Source organism: Prosthecobacter gellanilyticus, from assembly GCF_007992435.1.
GTDB lineage: Bacteria > Verrucomicrobiota > Verrucomicrobiia > Verrucomicrobiales > Verrucomicrobiaceae > Prosthecobacter > Prosthecobacter gellanilyticus.
On record NZ_BKAG01000050.1, the window covers coordinates 23,172 to 49,889 of the forward strand.

17 protein-coding genes are annotated in these 26,718 nt (G+C 60.1%); 6 read left to right on the forward strand and 11 right to left on the reverse strand.

What is annotated here, in order from left to right; translation table 11 throughout:
• Positions 1–28 precede the first annotated feature (28 nt).
• The 11 genes from BGE01nite_RS23700 to BGE01nite_RS23745 form a co-directional block, all read right to left on the reverse strand.
• Complete coding sequence (locus BGE01nite_RS23700; RefSeq protein ID WP_146854410.1) at positions 29–1,090, reverse strand: phenylacetate--CoA ligase family protein; 1,062 nt, start codon at positions 1,088–1,090, stop codon at positions 29–31.
• A 121-nt stretch (positions 1,091–1,211) separates the two neighbouring features.
• The gene (locus BGE01nite_RS23705; RefSeq protein WP_146854412.1) at positions 1,212–4,313 is read right to left on the reverse strand and encodes a PSD1 and planctomycete cytochrome C domain-containing protein; all 3,102 of its coding nucleotides are present in this window, start codon (positions 4,311–4,313) and stop codon (positions 1,212–1,214) included.
• Positions 4,314–4,966: 653 nt separating this feature from the next.
• Positions 4,967–7,600 (reverse strand): serine/threonine-protein kinase, encoded by a 2,634-nt coding sequence (locus BGE01nite_RS23710; protein ID WP_146854414.1) that lies wholly within the window; start codon positions 7,598–7,600, stop codon positions 4,967–4,969.
• Positions 7,601–7,612: 12 nt separating this feature from the next.
• Positions 7,613–8,338 (reverse strand): RNA polymerase sigma factor, encoded by a 726-nt coding sequence (locus tag BGE01nite_RS23715; RefSeq protein ID WP_146854416.1) that lies wholly within the window; start codon positions 8,336–8,338, stop codon positions 7,613–7,615.
• 87 nt (positions 8,339–8,425) lie between these two features.
• Positions 8,426–10,156: a tRNA guanosine(34) transglycosylase Tgt gene (tgt, locus tag BGE01nite_RS23720; protein ID WP_146854418.1), complete on the reverse strand. Its 1,731-nt coding sequence runs from the start codon at positions 10,154–10,156 to the stop codon at positions 8,426–8,428.
• Positions 10,153–10,320 (reverse strand): hypothetical protein, encoded by a 168-nt coding sequence (locus BGE01nite_RS29120; protein ID WP_170267010.1) that lies wholly within the window; start codon positions 10,318–10,320, stop codon positions 10,153–10,155. The genes tgt and BGE01nite_RS29120 overlap by 4 nt, the downstream gene beginning before the upstream one ends.
• Positions 10,321–10,565: 245 nt before the next feature.
• Positions 10,566–11,768: a nucleoside monophosphate kinase gene (locus BGE01nite_RS23725; protein WP_146854420.1), complete on the reverse strand. Its 1,203-nt coding sequence runs from the start codon at positions 11,766–11,768 to the stop codon at positions 10,566–10,568.
• An 89-nt stretch (positions 11,769–11,857) separates the two neighbouring features.
• Entirely contained in the window at positions 11,858–12,484 is a 627-nt protein-coding gene (locus tag BGE01nite_RS23730) for a transposase (RefSeq protein WP_146854422.1), read from the reverse strand.
• 99 nt (positions 12,485–12,583) lie between these two features.
• Complete coding sequence (locus BGE01nite_RS23735) at positions 12,584–17,092, reverse strand: PVC-type heme-binding CxxCH protein (RefSeq protein WP_146854424.1); 4,509 nt, start codon at positions 17,090–17,092, stop codon at positions 12,584–12,586.
• 175 nt (positions 17,093–17,267) lie between these two features.
• Positions 17,268–17,507, reverse strand: a complete 240-nt coding sequence (locus BGE01nite_RS23740; RefSeq protein ID WP_146854426.1) for a hypothetical protein — start codon at positions 17,505–17,507, stop codon at positions 17,268–17,270.
• 246 nt (positions 17,508–17,753) lie between these two features.
• Entirely contained in the window at positions 17,754–18,191 is a 438-nt protein-coding gene (locus BGE01nite_RS23745) for a hypothetical protein (RefSeq protein WP_146854428.1), read from the reverse strand.
• Positions 18,192–18,599: 408 nt separating this feature from the next.
• On the opposite strand from BGE01nite_RS23745, the gene BGE01nite_RS23750 reads away from it, so the two are divergent.
• From BGE01nite_RS23750 to plsX, 6 genes are all read left to right on the forward strand, one after another.
• Positions 18,600–19,178, forward strand: a complete 579-nt coding sequence (locus BGE01nite_RS23750; protein ID WP_146854430.1) for a GNAT family N-acetyltransferase — start codon at positions 18,600–18,602, stop codon at positions 19,176–19,178.
• A gap of 190 nt (positions 19,179–19,368) precedes the next feature.
• Complete coding sequence (gene rimO, locus BGE01nite_RS23755) at positions 19,369–20,727, forward strand: 30S ribosomal protein S12 methylthiotransferase RimO (RefSeq protein WP_146854432.1); 1,359 nt, start codon at positions 19,369–19,371, stop codon at positions 20,725–20,727.
• 201 nt (positions 20,728–20,928) lie between these two features.
• Positions 20,929–22,215: a histidinol dehydrogenase gene (gene hisD / locus BGE01nite_RS23760; protein WP_146854434.1), complete on the forward strand. Its 1,287-nt coding sequence runs from the start codon at positions 20,929–20,931 to the stop codon at positions 22,213–22,215.
• Between the two features lie 410 nt (positions 22,216–22,625).
• Complete coding sequence (locus tag BGE01nite_RS23765; RefSeq protein WP_146854436.1) at positions 22,626–23,639, forward strand: glutamine synthetase beta-grasp domain-containing protein; 1,014 nt, start codon at positions 22,626–22,628, stop codon at positions 23,637–23,639.
• A gap of 228 nt (positions 23,640–23,867) precedes the next feature.
• The gene (gene purH, locus BGE01nite_RS23770; RefSeq protein ID WP_146854438.1) at positions 23,868–25,406 is read left to right on the forward strand and encodes a bifunctional phosphoribosylaminoimidazolecarboxamide formyltransferase/IMP cyclohydrolase; all 1,539 of its coding nucleotides are present in this window, start codon (positions 23,868–23,870) and stop codon (positions 25,404–25,406) included.
• Between the two features lie 157 nt (positions 25,407–25,563).
• Complete coding sequence (plsX, locus tag BGE01nite_RS23775) at positions 25,564–26,601, forward strand: phosphate acyltransferase PlsX (RefSeq protein ID WP_146854440.1); 1,038 nt, start codon at positions 25,564–25,566, stop codon at positions 26,599–26,601.
• The last annotated feature ends 117 nt before the right edge of the window (positions 26,602–26,718 follow it).

The following is a 26,718-nucleotide window of genomic DNA, read 5'->3' on the forward strand; positions in this document are numbered from 1 at the left end:
CAGGAGAAGTTGGGAAGCGCCACTGAGATCAATACACGCCCTCGACGATGGTCTTCTCCATGGCACCAAACGGACGCACATCCGCCACGCCATCCCAGGCATACGGAGCGCGCGGCTTGCGGCGCATGGCCTCGTCACGCTCCAGGAAGCGCGGCATGAAGAACTCCTTCGTCAGAGTCGTCAGCTCCACGCGGCCCCACTGGTCATAGTCCACCGTGTTTTCGGTCTGCTTCGGATCCACCACACGCAGCACGGCACGTGGCTGCGGCGCATAGTAGGTCACGGAGAAATTATCCTCAGGCAGGATCGGCACGCTGGCGGCCAGGCCCATCAAAGTATTGCCATAGGTCGGGTAGAAGCCGATGCGGCCTTCCAGCACTTCCTCGACAATGAAGCGCACATACTGCGGCGTCATCGTGGTGCCTCCCACGAAGCAGCCGCGGATGCCTGCGGCATAGAGGTCGATCTTCTCCGCCAGCGCCTCAAGAAGCTTCGGCGTGGTGAAGATGGCGGACACCTTGCGGTTCTTCAAAATCAGCACCGCCTGGTCGATCACGTGGTCCATGTACTGGCGGGCCACATCAAACTGTTTGTTAGAAATCGCCTTCTTCACGAAGCGCGGGTCAAGGTCCACAAAGTAGCAGGCGCTGCCACGGTAGTTCGCCAGATGCTCCACCGCCAGACGCAGACGACGCGGCCCCGTGGGGCCCACCATGATCCAGGACTCGCCCTTGGGGAAATGCTCGTCCTTCAGCTTGTGGCTGAACTCTTCATAGTCCACGCGGAAGTCGTTCCAGCCGATGCGCTGCTTCGGCATGCCTGTGGTGCCACCGGTTTCAAAGATGTTGAAAGGCTTGCCCTTGAAGGCAGCGGGCACCCAGACTTCCGGCTGCAGATCGCGAAGCCACTCATCCTGGAAGTGCGGGAATTTCGCCACGATGTCCTCATAGCTGTTCACCACACCGCGAGGGTCAAAGTTCTTCTTCGCCCAGTCCAGCCAGAAGGGGCAGCCTGTCTCCGGCGAGAAATGCCAGTTGATGATTTCACGCACTTGGCTGTCGAGCTGGGTCTTGGCTTCTTCGGAGGTCATGGGGGTCGTGGAGGTTGGAAAATCAGGGAGACGGCAAACGGGCCTGGAAGGCCATCCCTTTCGACGAGTGACACCCGGAAATCAACGTCGGAGTGCCGCCCACCAGCCGCGCCGCCCTGGATCACTCGTGCGTGATCGCCTCATCCAGGTTCAAAACCAGGGTCGCCACCAGGGATCCCGCCGCCAGCTCAGCCAGAGATTTCCCCTGGTCAGAGGCCGTTTCCAGATACTCCGCCGCCTCCTGCGGTGCCTTCTGGTAGTGCGCCAGCGCGCGCTGCCACTCCCGCTGCAGCACCGCACGCTCATCAGCCTCCGGCGCCCTCGCCAGCACCCGCTCGTAGAGCCAGTCGAGACGCCTCGCACTGTCCTTCATCTCCAGCATCTGCCGCGCCAGCTCCCGGGACGCCATCAGGATGGTCCGGTCATTCAGCAGCGTCAGCGCCTGCAGCGGTGTGTTCGTGCGGGTCATGCCCACCTCGCAGACACGACGCTGCGCGCTATCAAACAAAAAGGTCGGGGCGATGCTCCGCCGCCAGAATGCATACAGCGTGCGCCGGTTCTGCGCATCACCCTCGCTCGGCGCATAGGTGAAGCGCCCCATGAAGTTCTCCTCCCACACACCGTCCGGCTGATACGGCCTCACTGGCGGCCCACCCAGCGCCGGATTCAGCAGTCCTGAAACCGCCAGCGCCGCATCCCTCAGCATCCACGAAGGCAGCCGGAACCTCGGCCCACGACCTAACAAACGATTCTCTGGATCCAACGGTGAACCCTGAACAGCGAACTCTGAACTCTGCTGATACGTCTCACTCATCACGATGAGCTTGATCAGGTGCTTCACATCCCAGCCATGCTCCATGAAGTCCACCGCCAGCCAGTCCAGCAGTTCCGGATGCGTGGGCCGCTGCCCCTGCAGACCAAAATCATCCGGCGTGCGCACCAGCCCTGCCCCGAAAAGCATCTGCCACACATGATTCACAAACACGCGCGCCGTCAGCGGATTGTCCTTGGAGGTGATCCACTTCGCCAGTCCCGCACGATCTCGCGCCAGCCCTTCCGGCCAGGGAGCGATCGCCGGCGGCACACCGGCCGTGACCTTCTCACCCTTCTTGTCCCACACACCACGCACCAGGATGTTGGTGTCTCGCGGCACTTTTCGTTCGGCCAAAACCATCACATTCAGCTTGCCCGCCGCGGAATTCACCTCCTTGAGCTGTGCCGCTGCACGAGCGAGCGACTCCTTCGCCACCTGATAAGGCGCATGATCCTCCAGGAACTGCGCAAACAGGCGCTCGCGCAGCTTTTCACCCACCTCAGAAGCCGCCGCCAGTTGCTCCAGCGGCGCAGCACCGATCTCATGCACCGCCGGCCCGGCCTGGTCCGTGGCTGACAAACGGAAGCGCGCGATGTTTGCATCCCCGTCCGTGGAGCGATGCCGCAGCTCAAAGATCAGTTCCTCATCTACCTCCAGCATCAGCGGCTCCTTGAGCGCAAACAGCGCCGTGTGCGGCTTGTCCTTCGGCCCCGTCTTCGTCGTCCAGCCATTGCGCGGATCATCATCCAGCGTGCCTGCTACGGCTCCATACTCACGCGCCTTGCTCTTGCCGCCTTCAAAGTCCGCCACAGCATCCGCCACCACGATGTCACGGATCTGCGAGCTCCCCCGCCTGCGCACCTGCACCTTGATGTCCGTCAGAATGAACTCGCCTGATTTCCCAGGTGAAAGCACCCCGTTCACCGGCATCACTTCCAGCTTCAGGCCCATCACGCGCGGCAGCTTCACCCCCGTGACGAGCCGGTAGTCATCCTGCTTCAAGCTCGGCCCGCTCGCCAGCACACTGCCGTCCTTCTGCGTCGTCAAAATCGTGCCTTCCTGGGACTCCACATGTCCGCGCAGCACATGCCAGGCCTTAAAGCCGCTCCTCACATTCTGGCGCTTCGCTTCCAGCCACATCTCAAAAGGCTTCTGCGCATCCTCACGTGCCTTCGCCTCCACCGGCTTACGCTCATCCACCAGTGCCTGCGCCTCCGTCACCGCACGCTTCGCATGGGGCGACTGATAGCTCATGTACGGCTTCGCATTCGAGCCCGCCGCCCCATCTTCATCGATGCTGTTAAAGAACGCGTTCAGGCTGTAATAATCTGCATGCGTGATGGGATCAAACTTGTGCGAGTGGCACTGCGTGCAGCCTAACGTCAAACCCAACCACGCTGATCCCGTCGTGTTCACACGGTCGATCACATAATCGATCCTCGACTCCTCCTTGTCGCGACCACCTTCGCCATTCGTCATGTGATTGCGATGAAAGCACGTCGCCAGCTTCTGCTCAGGCGTCGCATTCGGAATCAGGTCTCCCGCAAACTGCTCCAGCGTGAACTGATCAAAGGGTTTGTTCGCATTGAAGGACTCCACCACATAGTCACGCCAGGGCCAGTTCGTCCGCGTGGCATCCGCCTGAAACCCGTCCGTATCCGCATACCGCGCCACATCCAGCCACCACATCGCCATTCGCTCCCCGAAGTGCGGCGAAGCGAGCAGGGTATCCACATGCTTTTCATAATCGAAACTTCCTGAGCCTGCGGAGGCTTGACGCGGAGACACGGAGAGGGAAGACGCGGAGACCACTGCAACTTGGCCATCGCCATCTCCAGTTGTCTTCCGTTCTTCCTCTCCGTGTCTCCCCTTCTCCGCGTCTCCGTGTCTTTCTTCGACCGGAGCCATCCCGGTGATATCAAACGACAACCTCCTCTTCAGCGTGTGCGCCGGCGCCTTGGGCGAAAGGGAGAGCCCTTCCTTGGCCAGGCGGGCCTTCACAAAATGATCCACCGGATGCCCCTGCGCCAGTTGCTTCACCGGCTTCTCAAAAGCCCAGTGTTTTCCCCACACTGCGCCTTCGCTGATCCAGCGCTTTAAAATGTCCACCTGCTCCGGTTTCAGCGCCGCCTTGTGAGACTTCGGCGGCGGCATGATTTCATCCGGATCACTCGTGATGATGCGCGCGATCAGATCACTCATCTCAGGCTTCCCCGCCTTGATCACCGCCAGCGCGCCTTCATGCGTGTCCAGCCGCAGATCCGCCTTCCGGTGGGACTCATCCTGCCCATGACAGCTCAGGCAGTTGTCCGAAAGGATCGGCAGCACATCCCGGCTGAAATGCACCGTCCCCGCCGAAAGCGACGAAACCGCGAAAAGAAAACCAGGGCCGAAAAGACGGATCAACATGTGAGATAGCTAAAGATGCCCCAAACAACGCCACTGACCATGCATCGTGCCAGCATTGGCTTTGGAAAATCCGAGCACACCCTCCTCCGCCGTCCCAAAAACAGGTTGGATCTGGTTGGATTGACTTGGATCGACCTGTGCACCCCGAGGTCCTCCCCCCCCGCACACATTCAAGACCAGGTTGGATCCAGTCGGATCGACTCGGATTCCTGCCCAGCGTCCCGCAGTGAAGCGCGCCAGCAAAGTAGCCATCACACTCCGTGTGATGAGCCCACGACTCCGCCAACTCCATCCACCATCGCCCCCTCCTCCACGTCGGATCCAGTCGGATTGCCTCGGATCGGTCCTCCCGCTTCTGAAACCACCGTCCACAACGGTAAACGACTGTAAACCATCCATTCTCCGAAGCATTCTGCGAAGGACGAACCGTCAACGGCTCCTGCCCCTTCCCATCCTCCAAAACTCCAGCTCTCCTGTAAAAAAGCGCACTCATAGCCCTCCACCCTCCCCTCGTTTTCGTCTCCAGCAAACAGTCCCATTCGGCCCCTTTGGACACCGTAATCATCCACCACCCTGGAGTCCGAAGCCTTGGCGAAGGACTCTCCACCAGCCTAACAAATCATCAATCATAAATCATCAATCAGAAATCCCCCTCACCTCCTCTTCACCACCTCCCGCCACTCTTCCACCTCGGCCGGCCCCGTCTCCCCAGGATGCTTTTTCACCCACGCCTGATGACAATTCAGCCCCAGCCTCGCCACCCCGGAGAGGTGCCCCTTGTCAGCACGGGCCTCCTTGCTCTCCATCTCCTTGTGCCACAGCTCGACCGCCAGTTTCAGCGCCTCTTCGGCACGGCCCTGCTTCAGACGAATCTCGCACATGGACTGCAGATCCTCATGCCATCTCAGGTAGTTCGCCCCGCGTCTGCCTGAGCGCTCGCTGCTCAGCTGGTAAGTCTCAAAAGCCCCGTCCAGATCCCCGGCCTGGGTCTGCGCATCCGCCAGCCGCTGCAGAGACTCCCCCATGCGCGTCACATTCCCCAGTTCGTCCGCGATGCGGTAGGCCTCACGCGCATGGGCGATGGCCTCCACGTGCTTTTTCGCGCGGCTTTCATAGCTGGCCAGATCACAAAGCGCATCCACCTGCGCATCACGCAGCGTCTGCAGACTTCCTGGAGTCTTCAAGGCCTCGGCCGTGGGTGCGAGCTGGGACACCGTCGCATGCGCCTCGCTCGCATGCTGGATGGCCGCGTCCACCTTCCCAGCATTGGAGGCCGCCACCCCCAGCGCCAGCAGCGCCGTGATAAGCGGCCTCGGATCATCTCCGCCCTGGATCTTCAGCCGCTCCACCCGGGCTGCCAGCACGTCCATCGCCTTCTGGAAATGGCCGCGATCGCGCATCACCTCGATCAGCTTGTCTTCGACCCACTCATGGCGCCCTTTGATGGTCGGCTCATCACGCAGCATCTCCAGCGCATCCGCGGCCACACGCTCCGCCATGTCATACTCCTTGGCCTCCCTTAGCGCATCGATGCAGGACGCCCTGACACTGAAAACAGTGGTCGCAGGCAGGTCCAGTCCCTTCATCTCCTCCAGCACCTCGCGCGCCGCTTTCGAGGCCTTCACCGGCTGTTCGAGCTTGGTCCATGCACGCACCAGCTGCCGCTTGGTCATGAACCAAAAACCCGAGCGCCCCTTTCCCTGCTCAGTCAATCGCTTCAAAAGATCTTCCACCAAGGGCGGCGCGGAACTCCTCGCCCCATGATCGATCGTCTTGGTCAAAAAGGCCAGCTCTGCGTCCAGGGCGATCTGGCTGTCGCGCCCATGAATCTTGCCGAGCGCTTTCATGTGCGCCTGGATCAGAGGCAGCGCCAGTTTGCGCTCGCCCATGGCCTCATAGAGCCAGCCCACACGCCTGTAGAGCTCTGCCTGCAGCGCAGGGTCATGACTCAGCTCATCGATCGTCTGCTGGCTGTTCTCCAGCGCCAGCTTCATCGCCTCAGGATTCCTGCCGTTGAAGATCTCCGTGGCCACGCGGTCCAGCATCGCCGTCAGGAAACCCACCGCCTGCTGCGCGCGGGCTGACTCCTGCTGGGCGCGTGCAGACTCCGTCTCCGCCACACGCTGTGCCAGCCGCGCCTCATGCGCCTGCCACAGCGCCACGGCCGCGCCGCCGCAGATCGCGCAAAGGCACACACAGGCGGCGGCAAACACCAGCCGGTTTCTCTTGATCCATCGTCCGGCCAGATACGAAAGGCTCGGAGGTCGTGCCAGCACAGGCTCATCCCGCAGGAAGTGCTCCACATCCGCCATCAGCAAGGCCACGCTGTCGTAGCGGCGGTCGCGCTCATTCTCCAGCGCCTTCAGGATGATCCAGTCCAGATCCACCGGGATCCCTGTCACATGCTTCAGTGCCTTCTGCTGCATGGCCTCGCGCACTGCCGTCATCTTCACCGTCTCCGTCACTTTCACGGAGGGCCGCACAGGCCGCTCATCATTGAGGATGCGCAGCATCTCCGTGACGCTCGTCGTCTCCTTCACCAGGGAGTGATAGGGCAGAGACCCCGTCAGCATCTCATAAAACAGCACCCCGAGCGCATACACATCACTGCGGATGTCGATGTCCTTGCTCCCGGCGAGCTGCTCCGGAGACATGTAGAGAGGCGTGCCCATCACATGCCCCACGCGCGTGAAGAAAGCCTCCTGCATCGGCATGCCCGTCATCGCCTTGGCGATTCCGAAGTCGATGATCTTCGGCACCGGCTTTCCATCCACCTCGGCCACCAGGATGTTGGAGGGCTTCAGGTCGCGATGGATCATCCCCTTCTGGTGCGCATGCTGCACACCGCCGCACACATCCCGGAACAGGGCCACTCGATCCTGCCACGGCAGCGCCTTATCCTGGCAGTAGTCCGTCAGCGCCTTGCCGCGAACCAATTCCATGGCAAAATACGGCCGCCCGTCATGCGTGACACCTGCATCCAGCAGCGCCGCGATGTGCGGGTGCTCCATGCTCGCCAGCGCCTGCTGCTCCAGGCTGAACCGCGCTAGCACCTGCGCCGTGTCCATGCCGCGCTTCAGCACCTTCAGCGCCACATCGCGCCGCACCGGCTCCGTCTGCTCCGCACGCCAGACAAAGCCGAATCCCCCCTCGCCCAGACACTCCACCAGCCGGTACGGGCCGATGAATCCATCCACCCCGGCTTCCTGCATCTCCTCATCCGCGATCATCTGCGCCAGGATGTCCCGCTCATTGCCCGCGATGAGGTTGTAGTGAGGGTTCGACATGTCCGGAGGACCTTAGAAAGCTTTGAAGAGATCCAGCATCTCCTGACGGATCACATCCGCATCACGGGTGCCCAGCGTCAGGGCCAGCTCATCCTCAATCCGCGCCCGGTAATGCCGGCGCATGCGAAACACACTCTGGCGAAACGCCGCGTAGCTCATGCCGTTCTTCACGGCTGCCTGCGCCAGCGTCTCATCATTCACCGTCTGCGTCAGATACACGATGAACAGTCCGAATCGCTCCTCCTGCCCCTGGCTCACATACTCCAGCCGCAGCGCTGCCAGGCTCCGCTCCAGAAGGCTGCGCGCCCATTCACGGTTGTAGAGAGTCTCGATGTCCGCTCCCTCGGAAGCCACCTGTAGATAGCGCTCCTCGGCCCCGTCTCCGGATGAAAAGCTCAGCGGCTCCACACCCGCACCGCGTTTGAGAGCCGTCTTGCTGCGCCAGACTTTGATGCGGTAACGCTCATACGCGACCAGCAGAAACGAACGCAGCTTGCCCAGGCTCTGATCAGCTTTCAGCAAAGCCTCGTTCTGCAGCACAGACTCGAAGAAGCCCTGCACCGAGTCCTCGGCATCATGCACATTCAAGCCACTCTGACGGGCCACGATGTAGAGAGGCGTCCAGTACGCTTTGCACAGCGCCTCCAGGGCCACCTTCACATCCGCCTCCGTGCCCTCACGCAGCGCCTGGAGCAGCGTCCAGCGCGTCGCAGGGAAATGGGAGGAAGCATCAGCCATGGGAAAAACGAAAGGAGGACGGGACTGGGAGATCCCGGCCCCCGGTTGACTTGGGAACCAGCCCTTTAACGAAACTCCCTGGAGAAATCAATCTCGGGATGATGTGGTGATGCCAAGATTAGGGGGGTGAAAAGCAAGTCTGGCTGCGGCTGACAAGCCACCTCCACCCAAAACGACCTCCGGAGGTCCCGGTGCATCCTTCATCATCTCATCCATCGGCCCCAGCATCAGGCTCCAGCTCAATCCATGGCGATACCTCGATTTCCAAGCTCCGCGATGCACCAGCGTGTCCGCCGCGCCGTGCCTGAGATAGCCAAAGTGCCTTTTATGCGAAAGGGCCAGCCTCAGAGGCGAAAGGTCCTCCGTAAAGCTCACCAGATGCAGCGGCCTCACCGGACCACGACCAGCTGCCTCTTCATACATGACAATAGCTGCCAGCGCCGTAGCCGCCGAACCCAGATCCACATCCCAGACCACCAAAGGCAGCGCTTCCTCACCATCCAGCACCGGCAGTTTCCGCATGAGTTGCACCAGCTCAGGATGCTGGTTCGCATCCACCTCCGTGATGACCTCCTCACTCGTCTCAGCATGACGAATGCTCACACCATTCTCCTCATCGCGATGCAGCCGGTAGTGGCCGATCTTCTCCACCACTTCCGCGCTCTGGCGCTTCGGCGGCTTCACCGGATGCTCCGTGTCCTCTTCATGCAGGAAGGCGCGCTTCTCATGATACAGCGGCAGGAACCGATCTTCCAAAATGCTCTGCCTCACCTCACGCATCAGCTGATGGTAGAAATGAATGTTATGCTGCCCCACCAGCGTCCAGCCCAGCGTCTCCTGGGTCTTCGTGAGATGGTGGAGATAAGCTCGCGAATGCGTCACGCACACCGGGCAGCTGCAGGCCGCGTCCAGCGGCGTGTCCGCAAACTTAAACACCGACCTGCGCAGTTCCACGATCCCGCGTGACGTGAAGGCCGTGCCTCGCTTCGCCACCTGCGTGGGGATGATGCAGTCAAACATGTCCACCCCACGATGCACCGCCTCCAGCAGATCCAGCGGCGTACCCACACCCATCAAGTAACGCGGCCGATCCTCCGGCAGCAGCGCCGCCGTGAGCTCGCACACATCCTCGCGCTGATGCTTCTCCTCGCCCACGGCCAGACCACCGATGGCAAACCCGTCAAACGGCATCTCAATCAGGCCCGCCGCGCTTTCCTTGCGCAGTTCAGGATACAAAGCTCCCTGCACAATCGCGAACATTGACTGTGGCGAGTCTTCACGCGCGGCCAGACTGCGTGCCGCCCAGCGCTGCGTGACTTGCAACGCCTCGCGTGCCGCCGCTTCGTCCGCCGTGCTTGGGATGCACTGGTCCAGCACCATCATGATGTCACTGCCGATGCTGCGCTGCATCTGGATGCTCAGCTCCGGGCTCAGCAGGATGCGGCGGTTGTCCACATAACTCTGAAACACTGCGCCCTTCTCCGTCATCGCCCGCGAGTTCGGCAGCGAGAAGATTTGATACCCGCCCGAGTCCGTGAGCACCGATCCCGGCCACTTCATGAACTTATGAATCCCGCCCATCCTCTCAAACACCTCCCCCCCCGGCCTCAGCAGCAGGTGATAGGTATTGGCTAACAAAATTTGCGATCCCGAAGCCTTCAGCGACTCCGGCGTCTGCGCCTTCACCGTCGCCTGCGTCCCCACCGGCATGAACAGCGGCGTCTCAATCACCCCATGCAGCGTCCTGAACGTCGCCGCACGCGCCCGCGAACCCGTCGCCCGGGCCTGCAGCTTAAAATCGAGTCGTGAAGAACTCATGAGTTGTCGCCAGAATCTCCCTGCAGCACACGATCAATCGTGCCGAATGCCTTGGCCACGGCACCTTGTCCGTCGATCGGTTCCAGTAGTTCGCCTTGAGGAATAATGCCAGGCTTCCGCACCAGGCGCAGTTGATCTGTATTTAAAAGATAGAGGGCGGACATAAATGATTGGTAAAGCATCCAGTTAGTCTTGCAACGAGCACAAGCTACGCGGCCAGCCTGTCAGCCCGCTGGGGGAATCGCGTGCCGGAGGCACGAAAGACATTAGCCGGTGGTGAAGCGAGGCTTTGCGAGCGAGAACCACCGGACCATCGAAGGTGTCGTCACACTCTCTCAACGCGCCCTGGAGGGGCGCGAGAAGCCCGCGATTACTCCCTCACCAACGAACACCCAAACGCTGCATCTGCCTATCCACGCCGGATCTCCGACCCCTTGAACTGGATGCCGAGGCGAAAGACCTTCTTCTTGCGGCACTCGATCTTGCCGGTCTGAAGGTCAAAGCGGTCGGGAATCTCGATGACGTGAAGGTCGGTCTTGGCGTGGAAGCCGCGCTCAGAAAAGATGTCGATGAGGATGGCCAGCGCCTCAGGATCATGGAAAAGCTTGTCCTCTGTATTGATGTCGGCGCGGCCGGAGATGGCGTGGCGGACGATGATCGGCATCATCTTCTCCTCAATGAAGGTCACCACGGCCTGCATCAGCTCAGGCTTCTCAAACTTGTAACTGTCCAGGCGGCGCACCAGATCCTGCCGCGCATGACGGATGATCTCGCTGGCCAGCGGCAGCTTGCGCAGGAGGTCAAAGGTGCGCGGATCCAGCTCCAGCGAGCTCTGATACTCCAGCTCCTTCACGATGTTTTCCTGCACCATCTCCAGCGGCACCTGCGCATTGATGAAGTGGTAGTGGAAGATCTCCTTCAGCGAGACCAGCGCATCATACGTCTTCTCCTTGAAGACCTTGTAGCGATTGCGTGCCAGCGCCGGATTGAAGTCCGTCGCACGCTCTTCCCAAAGCTCGCCGAGACCTGAGCGCCGCACCTCTTCATTGTGCGCCAGCACCTCGCTGCCGCGCTTGAGCTGTCGCGCGATGCTTTCCGCCTCATCCACAAACAACACCATGATGTGGAAGATCGGCTGCTTGAAATTCGCCGCGTCCGGAGTGTCCAGGAAGTCACGACGAAGCTGCACCATCTTATCAAAGAGCATCTTCAGACACTCCACCTGCACCTTCGTGCGCGGGAAGCCGTCCAGGATCGCCCCGTTCTGCTGCTCAGGCTCCAGCAGCTTGCGGAAAAGAATCCCCACCACCTCACGATCTCCCACCATGCCGCCTTGCGACTTCAGCTTCTGTGCCTCCGGACTGTCGAGCAGCGCACTGACCACGATCGGCTCCGCCGTGATACCGCGCAGCTGGCGGATGAAGTCCGTGTTCGTTCCCTTCCCCGCCCCAGGCGCCCCGCCGAGCAGGATCAGCTCCTTCGGAAACCGCAGCTTCTCGCGACCATAGTCCGCCACCAGCTGCTTCCAGACATGATTGAAGATCAACTGCGCGTCTTTGATCTCCAAATCCGCAGGCGCGGTGGGTTTCGGGGCGGTTTCAGAAGTCGGCATGAGAAGGGCTTATGCCAAGGAGCGGGACTTGCCAAGTCCCAAGGAGCGGGACTTGCCAAGTCCCGGCTTGGAATGGACGTGCCTCTCCGTTAGGTCACCCCCTTCGCAAGCTCCCCCTCCCACAAAGTGAACTCCCCCGGTTTCAAGAATGCTTTGGCGGGATTTCGCCGGATATAGCGAATCACATTCCGCAAGTGATCCCCATCGCGGATCAGACGATCAAAGTAGTCATGCTGCCAGAATTGCCCCTGCTGACCAAGCCGTTCATTGATGAGGCCCGCCGTTCGCCGTTTCAAAGTAAACAGCACTTTTTCCAAAGCCCAGTCCGGATGCAGCATAAGCAGCCCGTGAACGTGGTTCGGCATGATCACATAGGACAGCAGCTCGTATCGTTGCTGATCAAAATACGAGAGCGCATCCGCCACCGAGTCACGCAGATCTGGCTGACTGAGCACACAAGAGCCATGTCCATTGTCGAGCCATTGGTCGATACGCGCCGAGAAAAGTCGGTGATATTCAGCCTCTTCTTCCGGTCCGAGCGGAGATGAACGACTCGCCAGCCATCTAAGACGTGCCGTTTCCAGTTCCTGAAGCATCTCCGTTGGCAGCGAGTCCACCATGCGAAACGTGATGAAGTAGGTCGCTCCAGTCTGCTGCCAATGTGGCAGATGGTTCCTCGTCACACGAACCTCCTCGAAAGGATTGAAAAACTTCATGTTCGGGCATTCTCAAGCAAGGAGCGGGACTTGCCAAGTCCCGTCTTGATTCTGGCATGATCCCAATACCCGGCACTTGGCAAGTGCCGCTCCTTGTCACTACCCCTTTAGCGTCATCAGATAAGCCAGCAGATCCGCCACACTCTCCTCCGGCAGCGCATCCAGCAGCCCCTCCGGCATGAGGCTGCGACGAATGAACTTCGTCCCCTTCACCTCCGCCTTGCTCAGCCGGCGATCCGGCAAGCCCGGCTGGCGGATGACCACCGCCTCCTTGTCCTCGCTGACAAAGAACGCATCAATCAGATCCCCGTTCTTCATCTCCACACGATAGATCCGATACCCCGGCTCCATGGCAGCGTTCGGCGTCAAAATATTCCGCAGCACCGCCTCCAGCCCCATCGCCCCAGCGCCACTGAGGTTCGGCCCGATCTGCCCGCCCGCACTGCCGATCTGATGACAGGCCATGCAGAGCGCGCTGAACATCTTCCCCTTCGCCGCATCCCCCTTCGGAGCCAGCGCCGTCAGCTTCGCAAACTTCGCATCCAGCGCCTTCGCCTGCTCCTCCGTCAGCAGCGGTGGAGTATCGATCGTTTTGGCGATGCGCGCGCCTTTGCCGTAGAACGAGTTTTCAACTCGTTCATTCTTCGACGTGATGCCCTCACCCATGATCTTGATCACCGGCCCAAACGAGTTGAAAACTCGCTCTACATTCCGGTCAAAAGATCCACGAATCTCCGCCGCACTCCGCGCCGTCTTCCACACCCGGAACTCCGTCATCGCACCTTCAGTCCCCTTCTTCGGCCCGCTCCAGGCGATCTTGCAGTTCTCCCACTTCTGCGGCGCAGGTTTCGTCGCCGTCGCATCCAGCTCACCGTTCTGATAGATGCGGATGATCCCCTTCTCATCCCGCGTCACCGCCACATGCGTCCAGAGATCCGGCGTCATCGGCTTCGCCGCCACACACACATCCCTCAGCTCCGGCCCCGCATAAGCCCGCAGCTTCGCCTGGAAGAAGTTCAGCTGAATCCCGTCCGCAGAGCCTAACAAAGAATCCTCATTGCCAATCCCCGGCGCCAGCCGCACCCAGGCCTCCACGGTGAAAGATCCGTCCAGCGTGATCTTCGAATCCACGAAGGCGGTGTCCTGCCCGTCCAAAAGCAGCACCTCACGAAACACCCCACCTAACTGATTTTGCAACTTCTCCAGCGCCGGATCATCCCCCAGCACCGTCGCCAGCCGCTCCACCGTCGGCCCGTCGAGATTCCCCTGCGGTAATGTCTTGTCGAGCAACGCTGCCACGATCGCGCTCGCTCCCGCCTTGCTGCTAGAGAGCATCTTCAAAGCGTTGCGACGCTGAGTCGGTTGGAGTGAAGGATAGAGTTCGAAGAGCCTTGTTCCCGCATCCGGCGCACGAGAAGCGGCGAGAGCTTCGAGCGCGGCATCTCGGGTCGGTGCATCGAGATAGAATTTTGCCACCTCCGCAAAACGCTCAGACTCCGCACTGCGGAGGTCACGCAGGGTATGCAAGATATGCTGAATCCAAACAAGCTGTCCTCCGGGCTCCTTGGAATGAGCAAATCTAAAGAACTCCATTTGCTTGACCAGATCACCTTCGAGCGCCGTGAGTTGAAAGCCGCTAATGAGACTTAGCGCCTGATCGCGGACAGGGGCGTCCGCACTCAGGAGCATGGCGCGTGCGATCTCGATTAAGAGCGGCCCGATCTTTCCCGCATCCAGCTTCGTCCGCTGAACCAAAAGTTTTTCAACCACCACACCGCGAGACTTCTCATTCGTCAGCAGCGCCTTCAGCGCCTCCCCCACTCCCGGCTCCTCAGGAAACTGCGCCAGCCTCAGCAACTCCTCCTCATTCGGCGCCCGGTCCAGCTTCGGCAGCAGCTTCGCCACCCGCGAGGCACTCGCCTTCGGCTCCAAAGCCAGCGACGCCAGCACCCGCGCCTCCACCGGCAGCTTCGCCGCCGCTTCTGAATCTAAAAACTTAGCCACAACCTCCGGATGCCGCTCAAGAAACATTCGAACAAGGAAGCGCTCAAACTCCCGGTCATAGTTTTCACGCACCGGAATCTGTTTGTTGCCTCGGGACGACTGCATCGTCGACCCGTTGGTGAGGCTAGGTTTCGCAAAAGAGAGCAGGCTTTGGATGGGAATCGTGGAGTCAAACTCCGGCAGAAGGGCCGCCCACAACAGAATCTGCTCACGCCTTAAGGCAGGCGATGTATCTTCCTTGCCTGTCAAAACAGCCAGAATGTCTTCCATCTCCCCGGGCATGTAACGTGGCGCTTTTTCAGGAAAACAACGAGCTTGGAACGTGGCATTTGCACCAATGCTCTGCACAAAAGCCCGTCGCAGATTCTCCCCAGAATGCTGATAGCTCTCGATCCAGATTTGCGGATCACACGCCCAGTTCAAAATCCAAAGAGCCTGGATTCGTTTGGCTTCAGGCAGCGATGGATTGTTGGCGAGCCGATCCAAGTCCGAGATCGATTCCTTGGTGAATCGATGATCATCCGCCAGAGCCTGCCAAGCCAGATGCGCCCGACCCACCGGCTCCGTACCCAGCATTCCAATAAGCTCATCCGTCCCGAGCTTCGTGAAGTCAGGAGTTTGTAGAACGAGTTTTCCAACTCGTTCATCCTTCGACTTGGCCACCTCGTTAGGAACGAGTTGGAAAACTCGTTCTACTTCCTTCACCCGCCAGATCCTCCCCCTCGTCTTGTCCCTATCCGGATGCGCCCGCGGCACTTCGTTGTGAGAGATGATCTTGTTATACCAGTCCACAATGTAGATGCACCCATCCGGCCCGTTCGTCAGCGCCACCGGCCGGAAGAAAGGATCATCACAGGTGATGAGATCCGGAAGCTGCTCCAGCTTCCAGTAGGCCCCGTCCCGATGCATCCCGATCGTCTGGATCTTCGACGTGATCGGATTCGCCACCGCCATCGTATGCGCCGCCTTCTTGTCCTTCAGAGAGCCACTCTCAATCAGCGCCAGCCCGCTCAGCCCCGTGCCGCCCATGCGAAACTCCGCCGCCGGCGGGAAGTCCGGCTGATAGCTCTTCTTCAGCGCTTCCATGCCACCGGGATAGTAGGCATACTCATGGAAAGGCATCACCGGATATCCATAGTCGTTCGCCTCCTGGATAAACGTCTCGCCATCCCCCGTGATCACCAGCCCCCAAATGTTGTTAGGCCCGGTGCTGATCACTTCAAACTCGCTGCCGTCCGGCCGCATGCGCGCCATGCTGCACTTCGGCCAGTCCACCACCTTGTCACTGCCGGGCTTGCGCACCTGGCTGTTGTTAAAGAGACCCTGCGCCATCCAGATCCAGCCGCCGGGGGCACGCGTGAACTGATGCGGAAACAGGTGCGAGTCCTGCACGCCGAACCCCGTCAGCACCACGTCAAACGTGTCCGCCTTGCCATCGCCATTCGTGTCCTTGTACAGCTTCAGGTCATGCCCGTGCTGCACATAGCAGGTGTCGCCATTCCCCCAGGGCAGGATGCCCAGCGGGATCGCCAGCCCGTCGGCAAACACCGTGGCATCAGTGAGTCCACCCGCGGGAATCTTTCCATTCAAAGACTCCCGCGGATAGACCAGCACCTTGTCCTTCCCCTTCCCCGCATACACCGCCTCAGCAGCGGCCGGGTTCTCATTGGAGTCCACCGGATACTCCAGCGCCGTCTGCGTCCACATTCGCCCTCGCTGGTCAAAGTACACGCTCACAAACTTTCCCAGCCCCTCGCTCTCCTGCACCACCAGCTCGATCTCATAGCCCTCCGGCAGATGAAACTTCTTCATCTGCTCCGCCGCGCTCAGCGCCGTGCCCTGCACCGCATTGTAGCTGAGGTCCCGTTGTAGCGCGAGTTTTCCAACTCGCTCTGCTTTGCCTGCATCCGCAGATTTCTTGGAACCGGGTTGGAAAACTCGTTCTACGCTCTTCCACGTCGGCGCTCCGGGCGTCGCCGGCAGTTCCTCGATCGTCACGTCCTTCACCTGCACCAGGCAAGCCCCACCGCTATGCACCTGCGGCGCGATGTGGCCATCCAGGGCGATGTTCGAGTCCGTCTCCGTGTAGTCCAGGCAGCGCACACCGTTGATCCATGTCTGGATGCGCGGCCCCTCGGCGCGGATCACATACTCATTCCAGCCAAACACATCCACCACCTTCGCCAGCGCCTCCGCATCCAGCGGCTCGGCGATCACCTTGTTCCGCCGGTGCTCGTCATAGATCTTGCCGAACCATCCCGCCCCGCAGTCGATCTGGTAACCGCTCATCGCCCCGCCATCCCGCACACTGCGGATCTGGATGCCTGAGTTGATCATCCCCGTCTTCGGATCCCCGCTGCATTTGATCTTCAGCTTCAGCTCAAAGTTTTGGTAAGCCTTCTTCGTCGAGATGAAGTCATTCTTCTTGATCTTTTCCGTCGTCGATCCGCCCGTGATCACCCCGTCCTCCACCCGCCACATCGCCGGGTCAAAATCCCATCCCTCCAGAGTCTTCCCATCAAAGAGCGACACCGGTTCCGCCTGACAAAAAGAAAAGGCGGCCACAAACAAAGGGCACAAGGCCAGGTAAGAGAGAAAGCGCATGGTGGTGGTTCAAATTACGTCCCGCGCCCCGCAGCCTAACAGCCCCCTCTCCACCCTGTCATGCCCGAAATGCACCTGGGACGCTCAAAGCAAATAGCATAGTCTTTATGCTCGCTGTAACCAAGGATGAAGAAATAGTTCCGGCTCTTCTATAAAGGCTAACAGGTGACGATTTTCATTTGACGATGGCCACACCCTTTTGAACGAGGATCTTGTCCCCAGACTCAATCCACCCGCGTTGCACAGCGGCTTGACTGAGGATGCCAGCGACGGGCACCGCGATGGTTTGCAGACGCTTCTGCTGTTCTGGATTGAGGCTGCACGAAGCTGGCAGCATGACATAACCGGCACAGATGGCGATGAAGGCAGCTGCGCCGAGGATGGGACCGAACTTTTCCATGAGTTTGTCTTTCACAGGTTTGAGGAGTTGAGTTTGCAATGACTCGCTCAAGACCTGAGACCCCGTGTAAATCTGCGTGCCGTGGCCTCCACTTGGAGCACGACACGCAGGCCCGACACGTGAATACACTCTCAAGTCCCCTGCGGGATGGCCACATCTCACCACGACTAACCACAAGCGTCACCGGACTGGACCGGCCACAATGGACACGAAAAGGCCAGCCGGTTAGGGCTGGCCTTTGCTATTATGGATGGAGATGGACTATTGAAGAATGCTGAATTGCTTGCACACCTTTTCGGCAAGAACCCACGCTGCACGAATGGACTCATCATTTGGCGAGGTGAGCGCGGGCTGCACTTGCGGCACGAAGTCTGAGAGCAGCGTCGTCTCCACCATCGGAGACTTGGGGTAAGCATCCACAAAACCAGCGACATCACTCAACCACAGAGATGCTGTGCTCTGGAATCCAGCCACGTCTCCCTTCTTTCCATCCGCGTCGTGGAAGTAATCTTTGCACGCATCATGAAAATAGCGCAGGCCAGACTTTGCTGAACTCCAGCCGTCCTGGAACTTCTTTTCAGCCTGAGCCGCCCGCGCCGCCTTCCGCGCAGGCTCCTTCTCCCACTCACGGTAAGCGATGTCGATGACAGAGGTGCTGAGGATGGCAGCGACGATGATAAATAGCTGAGATGTCTTCATGTTAGCGACTGGTTTATTTCGAGCAACGGAGGGCCAGAAAGGCGCGGAGATTCACCACAATTCGGCAGCTAGCAAGAGTTGGCTAATAAGGTGGCCTCTTATATCTGACGTACTTGAATCCTCGAATTTAACGGCTCAATCCATAAGACGCTTTAGCGGCTCCATGGAGCAATACCGTAAATCAATGCAACGCTTCAACCCATTTATCAGAGGGTTCTGCGAATAAGGCGGCCAACTACTCTCCATCATCACTCCGTTAGGCCTTTGCACCCTTCTGGAGGAGCCTTTGTGCGGTTTGACGCCATCGACAGTACAACTCTCACTTTCTTGTGTCCCGACTCCAGCATGAGCGCGTAACGCACATTCATCAAACACACCCCTCCAGATACCGACCTCCAGGATTTCGCCATGAAATCCTCGTCGTTCGCGCCTCGAGATCTCGTCTTGGGAGACGGCTCCATCGGGCAAATTCGCCCCCTGGGCCCAGCCGATCGTGATGCGCTGATCGAGGGGTTTGATTCACTTTCGCCGGAAAGCCGGATCCGCCGCTTCTTCTTTGAGAAAAAGGCGCTCTCGGACCAGGAACTGCACGCTTTGACTCACCCGGATGGGGTAGATCACATCGCGCTCGGGCTGGCCGTGGCCATTGAGGGTCGTCCGGAGCCATTGCCGATTGGCGTGGCGCGCTGTTTCCGCAGCCAGGATGACCTGGAGCTGGCGGAGGTGGCGCTGATCACCCGGGACGACTGGCAGGGCGCGGGCGCTGGAACGGCCCTCATGCAGGCCCTGGCCGAGGCCGCCTGGAATGTCGGCATCCGGCGCTGGTTTGGCGCCCTGTTTTGCGACAACCAGACCATCCGCAATCTCTTGAGCCGGGTGGGTGACCTCAGTGACGACCGGGCCATCGGATCCGGAGTCGTGGAAGTCCTGTGTGACCTCTATCCACCCGTCCAGCCCGAGCCAGCCGTCTCCACGGAGGTGGAATGACGGTCCGGAGGTTTCGGGCAGCCAGACGGGCGAAAAGCCCCTCAAATCTCACAAAAAATGAGGGTGTCCGGGCAAGCTCCGCCCTCGGTAAACACCCCGGATCAGGGGCCCCTGGAGGCCGGAAGGGGCATCTTCCGCTTTCTTCCTGACTTTTTTACCTTATGTTGCGCGCCCTTTTTCCACCCCACGTATGATCAAAGTCGGACTCGTCTCACTCGGCTGCGCCAAAAACCTCATCGACTCTGAAATCATGGTCGGCCACCTCCAGCAGGCGGGCATGACCATGACTCCGGACGCTGAACTGGCGGACGTGCTCATCATCAACACCTGCTCGTTCATCGACATGGCGAAGAAGGAGAGCGTGGGCGCGATCCATGAAGCCGTGGATGCCCGTGAGGAGTCCAAGAAGCGCAAGAAGCAGAAGATCATCGTGGCCGGCTGCCTGTCCCAGCGCTTCCGCGAGGAGCTGCCGACCCTGATGCCAGATGTGGATGCCTTCATCGGCCTGGACCAGATCACCCAGGTGGCTCCAATCATTCAGGGCCTCATCGGCGTGAAGGATCATGAGCAGGAAAACCTGGTCACGAAAGGGCCGCAATACATCCCGGACTATGACACGCCGCGCTTCCGCCTGACGCCGAAGCACATGGCCTATGTGAAGATCGCTGAGGGCTGCAATCATCCCTGCTCCTTCTGCATCATCCCGCGCATCCGCGGACGTCACCGCAGCCGCACGCAGGAGAGCGTGGTGCGTGAGGTGGAGCAGCTTGTGAAGAGCGGTGTGAAGGAGATCAATCTCATCTCCCAGGACACGACCTACTTTGGCATGGACAAATGGGAAGGCGAGCGTCCGAAGCCGACCTCCGGCGTGGATAGCAGCAAGGGCGAGTCCCTGAGCACGCTCATCCGTGCGCTGAACAAGATCGAGGGCGATTTCTGGATCCGCCTGCTCTACACGCATCCCGCGCACTGGAGCGATGACCTCATCGCCGCCATGGCGGAGAGCACGAAGGTGGCGCGCTACATCGACATCCCGCTGCAGCACATCAGCGACAACATGCTGACCCTGATGCGTCGTGAGACCTCCGGCGGCTACATCCGCGATCTGCTGAAGCGCATTCGCAAAGGCATCCCAGGCATCGCCATCCGCACCACCTTCATCGTCGGCTTCCCCGGTGAAACGGAAGCTGATTTCAATGAGCTGCTGCAGTTCATCGAAGACGAGAAATTCGAGCGCGCCGGCATCTTCAATTACTCCCGCGAGGAAGGAACTCGTGCGGACAAGATGGAAGGTCACGTGCATCACATGACCCGCAAAGCCCGCTGGAATGAGGCCATGCGCGCCATCGAGCGCAATGTGCAGCATGTGAACCAGCGTCATGTCGGCAAGTCCATGCGAGTGCTCGTGGAAGAGCCCGGCATCGCCCGCAGTGAGATGGATGCCCCGGATATCGACACCACCGTCTACGTCGACAAGAAGCTCCCTGTGGGCTCCTTCATCGACGTGACCATCAAGGAATGGCGTGGCTATGACCTCGTCGCAGGTTGAGGTTTCATCCCAGCCTTCACACCTCTCGCGGTCATTCCTTTCTCTTGCGGTGCTCTGCTTGGGAACGGGCAACGACATCCCCTGAAGGGCACCGCGAGAGAAAAGAATAAACGCTAGAGATCAGAGGCCCCCATCCCCTGCCCTCCCGCCATCATTCCTCGTTGACGCTTGGCCATCCCGCGCCACCCAAGAAAGACGACCATGAAGATCCTCCGCCATACTGATGCCGACTGGAAGCAGACGCTGACCAACCTCGACCGCCGCGCCGAGGCCAGTGATGCCGTGCGCGAAGTCGTCTCCAGTGTGGTCAAGGCCGTGCGTGAGCGTGGTGATGCAGCCCTCATTGAATTCACCGCGAAGTTTGATGGCGCGACACTGACATCCGAGACTCTGCGCGTGAGCCAGGAAGAGATCGACGCCGCCTGGAACGCAGCGACTCCTGAGTTGCGCTCGGCCCTCGAAGCCTCCCACCGCAATGTGTTTGCATTCTCGCGCAAAAGCATGCGCCAGGACTGGCATGGCACGAACGAGCAAGGCGCTGAAGTGGGCGAGGTCTATCACCCCTTTGAGCGAGTCGGCTGCTATGTCCCCGGAGGTACGGCACCGCTCGTTTCCACCGCCATCATGACAGTCACGCTGGCCGCTGCGGCCGGTGTTCCGGAGATCGTCGTGTGCACGCCTTGCGGTCGTGATGGCAAGGTGAATCCAGGTCTGCTGGCCGCGCTGAAACTCGCTGGAGCCACGGAAGTCTACAAGGTCGGCGGAGCCCAGGCCATCGCCGCGCTCGCCTATGGCACGCAGACCATCCAGCCTGTTGCAAAGATTGTTGGGCCAGGAAACAGCTATGTCGTGGAGGCGAAGAGGCAGTGCCTTGGCGCCGTGTCCATCGACCTGCTTCCAGGTCCGAGCGAGGTGCTCATTCTCGCGGACAAGAGCGGCGATCCACGCTTCATCGCGGCGGATATTTTGGCCCAGGCCGAGCACGGCAAGGACAGTCAGGCAGGCTTCATCACGGATGATGTCGCTTTGCTGGATGCCGTGGTGGCTGAGGTGGACAGACAGTGCCAGACCCTCACCCGTCAGGACCAGTTGAAGCCGGTTTTGGAAAAGGGCGTGTTCCTCATCCTCACCTCCACTTTGGAAGAAGGCGCACGCCTCGTGAATGCCTATGCGCCGGAGCACCTTTCGCTCATCACCGAGCGTGAAGGAGACATCCTGCCGCTGATCCGCACCGCGGGTGCCATCTTCCTGGGCAACCACTCCCCCGTGGCCGTGGGCGACTTCGTCGCCGGACCGAGCCACACCCTGCCCACCGGCGGTGCTGGCAAATCCTTCCCCGGTCTGACCGTGGACATGTTCCAGCGCCGGACCAGCATCATCCGCCTGAGCCGCGAAAGCTGCGCCAAGTCCGAACCCATCGTGCGGGCCTTTGCCGAAGTCGAAGGTCTCGATGCCCACGGCCGCTCCGTGAGCATCCGTGGCGAGTAAAGTGGGACCGGTTTGCAACCGGTCTCCTGGAACTACGGAGAGGCCGCGAGTTCACCTACCCGCCGGGAAGGCAAAGGTTCTGAGTGCTGGCGACCCAAACAGGTTGAAAACCTGTTCCACTTTGGTCGTGCGCAGGCCGCAAAGTGGGACCGGTTTGTAACCGGTCTCCTGGAACCACGAGGAGGCTCTGATATCTCCCACTCGTTGAGAAGGCAAAGGTGCGGTGTGCTTGCGCCCAGAACAGGTTAAAAACCTGTTCCATTTTTGAGAGCGACTTCAGTTTTTTCGCCTGCTTGGCTGAAAAATCCCTTCCCGGCTGGCACGCACTATGCTCTAAGGCAGAATCGCTATCGGCGGAAAGGATCACTCCCCCCCGTCAGGCACCCCAAATAAAGTCGAAAACCACAACCATGGCCAAATACAAACTCGAATACATCTGGCTCGACGGCTATGAGCCCGTCCGCAACCTCCGCAGCAAGACCCAGCTCAAAGATTACGACAGCTTCCCGACGGTGGCTGATCTCCCAGACTGGGGCTTTGACGGCTCCTCCACGAAGCAGGCCCCCGGCGGCAGCTCCGATTGCGTGCTGAAGCCCGTGGCAGTGTATCCAGACAGCACCCGCAAGAATGGCGCCCTCGTCATGTGCGAAGTTTACAATGCTGATGGCACCCCTCACGCCTCCAACGACCGCGCCACGATCCTTGACGATCCGGACGCCTGGTTCGGTTTCGAGCAGGAATACTTCCTCTACCAGGACGGCCGCCCCCTCGGCTTCCCTGAGAACGGCTACCCAGCCCCCCAGGGTCCGTATTACACCGGCGTCGGCTTCAAGAACGTCGGCGATATCGCCCGTCAGATCGTGGAAGAGCACCTTGACATCTGTCTCGACGCAGGCATCAACCACGAAGGCATCAACGCCGAAGTGGCCAAGGGCCAGTGGGAATTCCAGATCTTCGGCAAAGGCTCCAAGGTCGCTGCTGACCAGATCTGGGTCGCTCGCTACATCCTGAACCGTCTTTGCGAGAAGTACGGCATCGATGTCGAGTATCATTGCAAGCCTCTCGGCGCCACGGACTGGAACGGCTCCGGCATGCACGCCAACTTCTCCACCAAGCACCTTCGTGAAGTCGGCGGTGAAGCCTACTTCCTGGCCCTCATGGCCCAGTTCGAGAAGAACTGCATGGAACACATCGCCGTCTACGGTCCAGACAACCACATGCGTCTGACCGGCCTTCACGAAACCCAGAGCATCGACAAGTTCTCCTGGGGCATCGCTGACCGTGGCGCGTCCATCCGCGTCCCGCACAGCTTCAAGAAGAACGGCTGGAAGGGCTACCTCGAAGACCGTCGTCCGAACAGCCAGGGCAATCCTTACCAGATCGCCTCCCGCATTCTGAAGACCATCTCGGAAGTCGCCAAGTAATCTCTGCGGGCCAAGCTCTCTCGGCCAGCACTCCCCTCAAGCGCCGTCTGGAAACAGACGGCGCTTCTTTTTTGCATCGGCACTCAAAAAGGAAGGTCGTTTTGAGCCAGCAAGCCCGGTGGCAAAGTTTTGAGAACCAGTCTGCATGAGAACTGCTCCAAAAGCAGGCTTGCCACCCTGGAGTTTCCCCCTTTACTCCGGCCCCTCCCGAATCCTCTCCTTCCCCCAATGCCCATCGCACGCGCCCTCCTTTCCGTTTCCGACAAATCCGGCCTTCTCGACTTCGCCAAAGGCCTCGCCGAACTCGGCGTGGAGCTGCTTTCCACCGGTGGCACCGCGAAGCATCTGAAGGACGCCGGCCTGAAGGTCACCGACGTGTCCGAATACACCGGCTTCCCCGAGATGTTTGATGGCCGTGTGAAGACCCTGCACCCAAAAGTCCATGGCGGCCTCCTGCAGCGCCGTGACAATGACGAGGACAAGCGCAATGCCTCGAAGCACAGCATCCCCTGCATCGATCTCGTGATCGTGAACCTCTACCCCTTCGAGCAGACCGTGGCGAAGAAGGACGTGACCTTGGAAGAGGCCATCGAGAACATCGACATCGGCGGCCCTTCCATGCTGCGCAGTGCCTCCAAGAACCATCGCTGGGTCACCGTGATCTGCGATCCTTCTGACTACGGCAAGGTGCTGGCCGAGATGAAGGAAAATAATGGTGACACCACCCTCGCCACACGTGAGCGTCTGGCCTGCAAGGTCTTCCAGCGCACCTCCTCCTATGATGCAGCCATCGCCAGCTTCCTGAACAAGGAGCAGGTCACCCAGAAAACCTTCTCCGTCAGCCTGCCGCTGCACAGCGAGCTCCGCTACGGCGATAACCCGCACCAGAGGACTGCTCTTTACGGCAACTTCGGCGACTATTTCACCCAGCTTCACGGCAAGGACCTGAGCTACACGAACGTGCTCGACATCCAGGCCGCCGCCGGCCTCATCCATGAGTTCCGCCGCCCCACCGTGGCCATCCTGAAGCACACCAATCCATGCGGCGTCGGCTGTGCTGAGGAAGACCTTCGCGAAGCCTGGACCAAGGCCTTTGAAACCGACAAGCAAGCTCCCTTTGGCGGCGTGATCGTGATCAACCGCAGCATGCCCCTGGGCCTCGCCAAGATCATCTCCGAGATCTTCACGGACGTGATCATCGCCCCGGACTTCGATGCTGATGCACGCGCCCTGCTTCAGAAGAAAAAGAACCTGCGCCTGATCCAGATGCTGCCCGGCGTGACCGAGGCACTCAGCCAGCCGATCATCCGCTCCGCTCCTGGCGGCCTCATGGTCATGGACAGCGATCCACGTGCCCTGGGTCTCGAAGACCTCGAGAGCAAAGTGAAGACCAAGCGCCCGCCAACCCGCGAGGAGATCGAGGCCATGCGCTTCGCCTGGCGCGTGGTGAAGCACGTGAAGTCGAACGCCATCGTGTTTGCCTCCCATGACCGCACCCTCGGCATCGGGGCCGGCCAGATGAGCCGCGTGGACAGCTGCCGCATCGCCGTCTGGAAGGCCAAGGAAGCCGGTCTGTCCCTCGCAGGCAGTGTCGTGGCCTCAGACGCCATGTTCCCCTTCGCCGACGGCCTGATCGCCTGTGCTGAAGCCGGTGCCACCGCCGCCATCCAGCCTGGTGGCAGCATGCGTGATGAGGAAGTCATCACCGCCGCTGACGAGCGCAAGATGGCCATGATCTTCACCGGTCACCGCCACTTCCTGCATTGATTCACTGTGTGGGCTCGGGGCATTTCGTTACCACTGATCTTCACGGTTGGTCACGAATGTCCCTGAAGCCCCGCGCGCCTATTCTTGGTTTGGAAAGTTAGTGCACATTAGTGTCCATTAGTGGTTAAAGCTGTTCCCGGTTTCCTTTAGATCCAGCATGAAAATCGCACTCGACGTCATGGGCGGCGACTTCGCCCCGCAGAACCCCATGGGGGGCGTGAAGCTCGCCCTCGAGGAACTGCGCCAGATTGACAAGATCTATCTGGTCGGCCAGCCCGAGGCCATCGAGCGCGAAATGCGCGCCCAAGGCATCCCCATGAGTGACCGCCTGGAGATCGTCTCCGCGATGCAGATCGTGGACATGAGCGACAGCGGCCTGGATGCCGTCCGCAAAAAGAAGGACAGCTCCATCACCCGCGCCGTGGACCTGGTGAAGGAAGGCAAGGCAGATGCCGTGGTCAGCGCCGGCCATACTGGCGCGGCCGTCACGGCCAGCCTCATCAAGCTGCGCACGCTTCCGCACATCGAGCGCCCGGCCATCGCCGCCATCATGCCCAGCATGACCATGCCTTGGGTGCTGATTGATGCTGGAGCGAATCCTGACAGCCTTCCTGAACATCTGGTGCAGAATGCCATCATGGGTTCAGCTTATGCGAAGCATGTCCTCGGTCGCGACAACCCGAAAGTCGGCCTCATGTCCAACGGCACGGAGGAGGAGAAAGGCAACGCCCTCTGCAAGGAAACCGGCAAGCTGCTGAAGAAGACCCCGGGCCTCAACTTTGTCGGCAACGTCGAAGGCCATGACCTCTGGGAGACTCCTCCAGATGTGGTGGTTTGCGATGGCTTCACCGGCAACATCATCCTCAAGACCTCCGAGGCGCTCGCCCACGCCATGTTTGCCATGATCAAGGAGGGCATCATGAGCACGACCCGCACGAAGATCGGCGGCATGCTGGCCAAGCCTGCCTTCAAAGCCATCCACAAGAAGACTAGCGCGGATGAAGCGGGCGGCATGCCCCTCCTGGGCCTGAACGGCATCACCATCATCTCCCATGGCAGCGCCAGCGCCTATGCCATGAAGAATGCGCTAAGGATGGCCTGCGAGACCATCAGGCACAGCCTCAATCCACACATCGAGGCAGCCATCGGCGTCCATTTGGATAACAACGCATCCGCAGGCGAAGAAGAAGGCTAAAGACGGCGCAAGCGAAGTCGCGGTAGCGTCGTGGAGTGCGGTGGGAAGCGCTTAAGCGCGACACCGCTGTATGCGAATAGAACGTCTTCGCAATAGGAGAGCACTGCTTGCGCACGG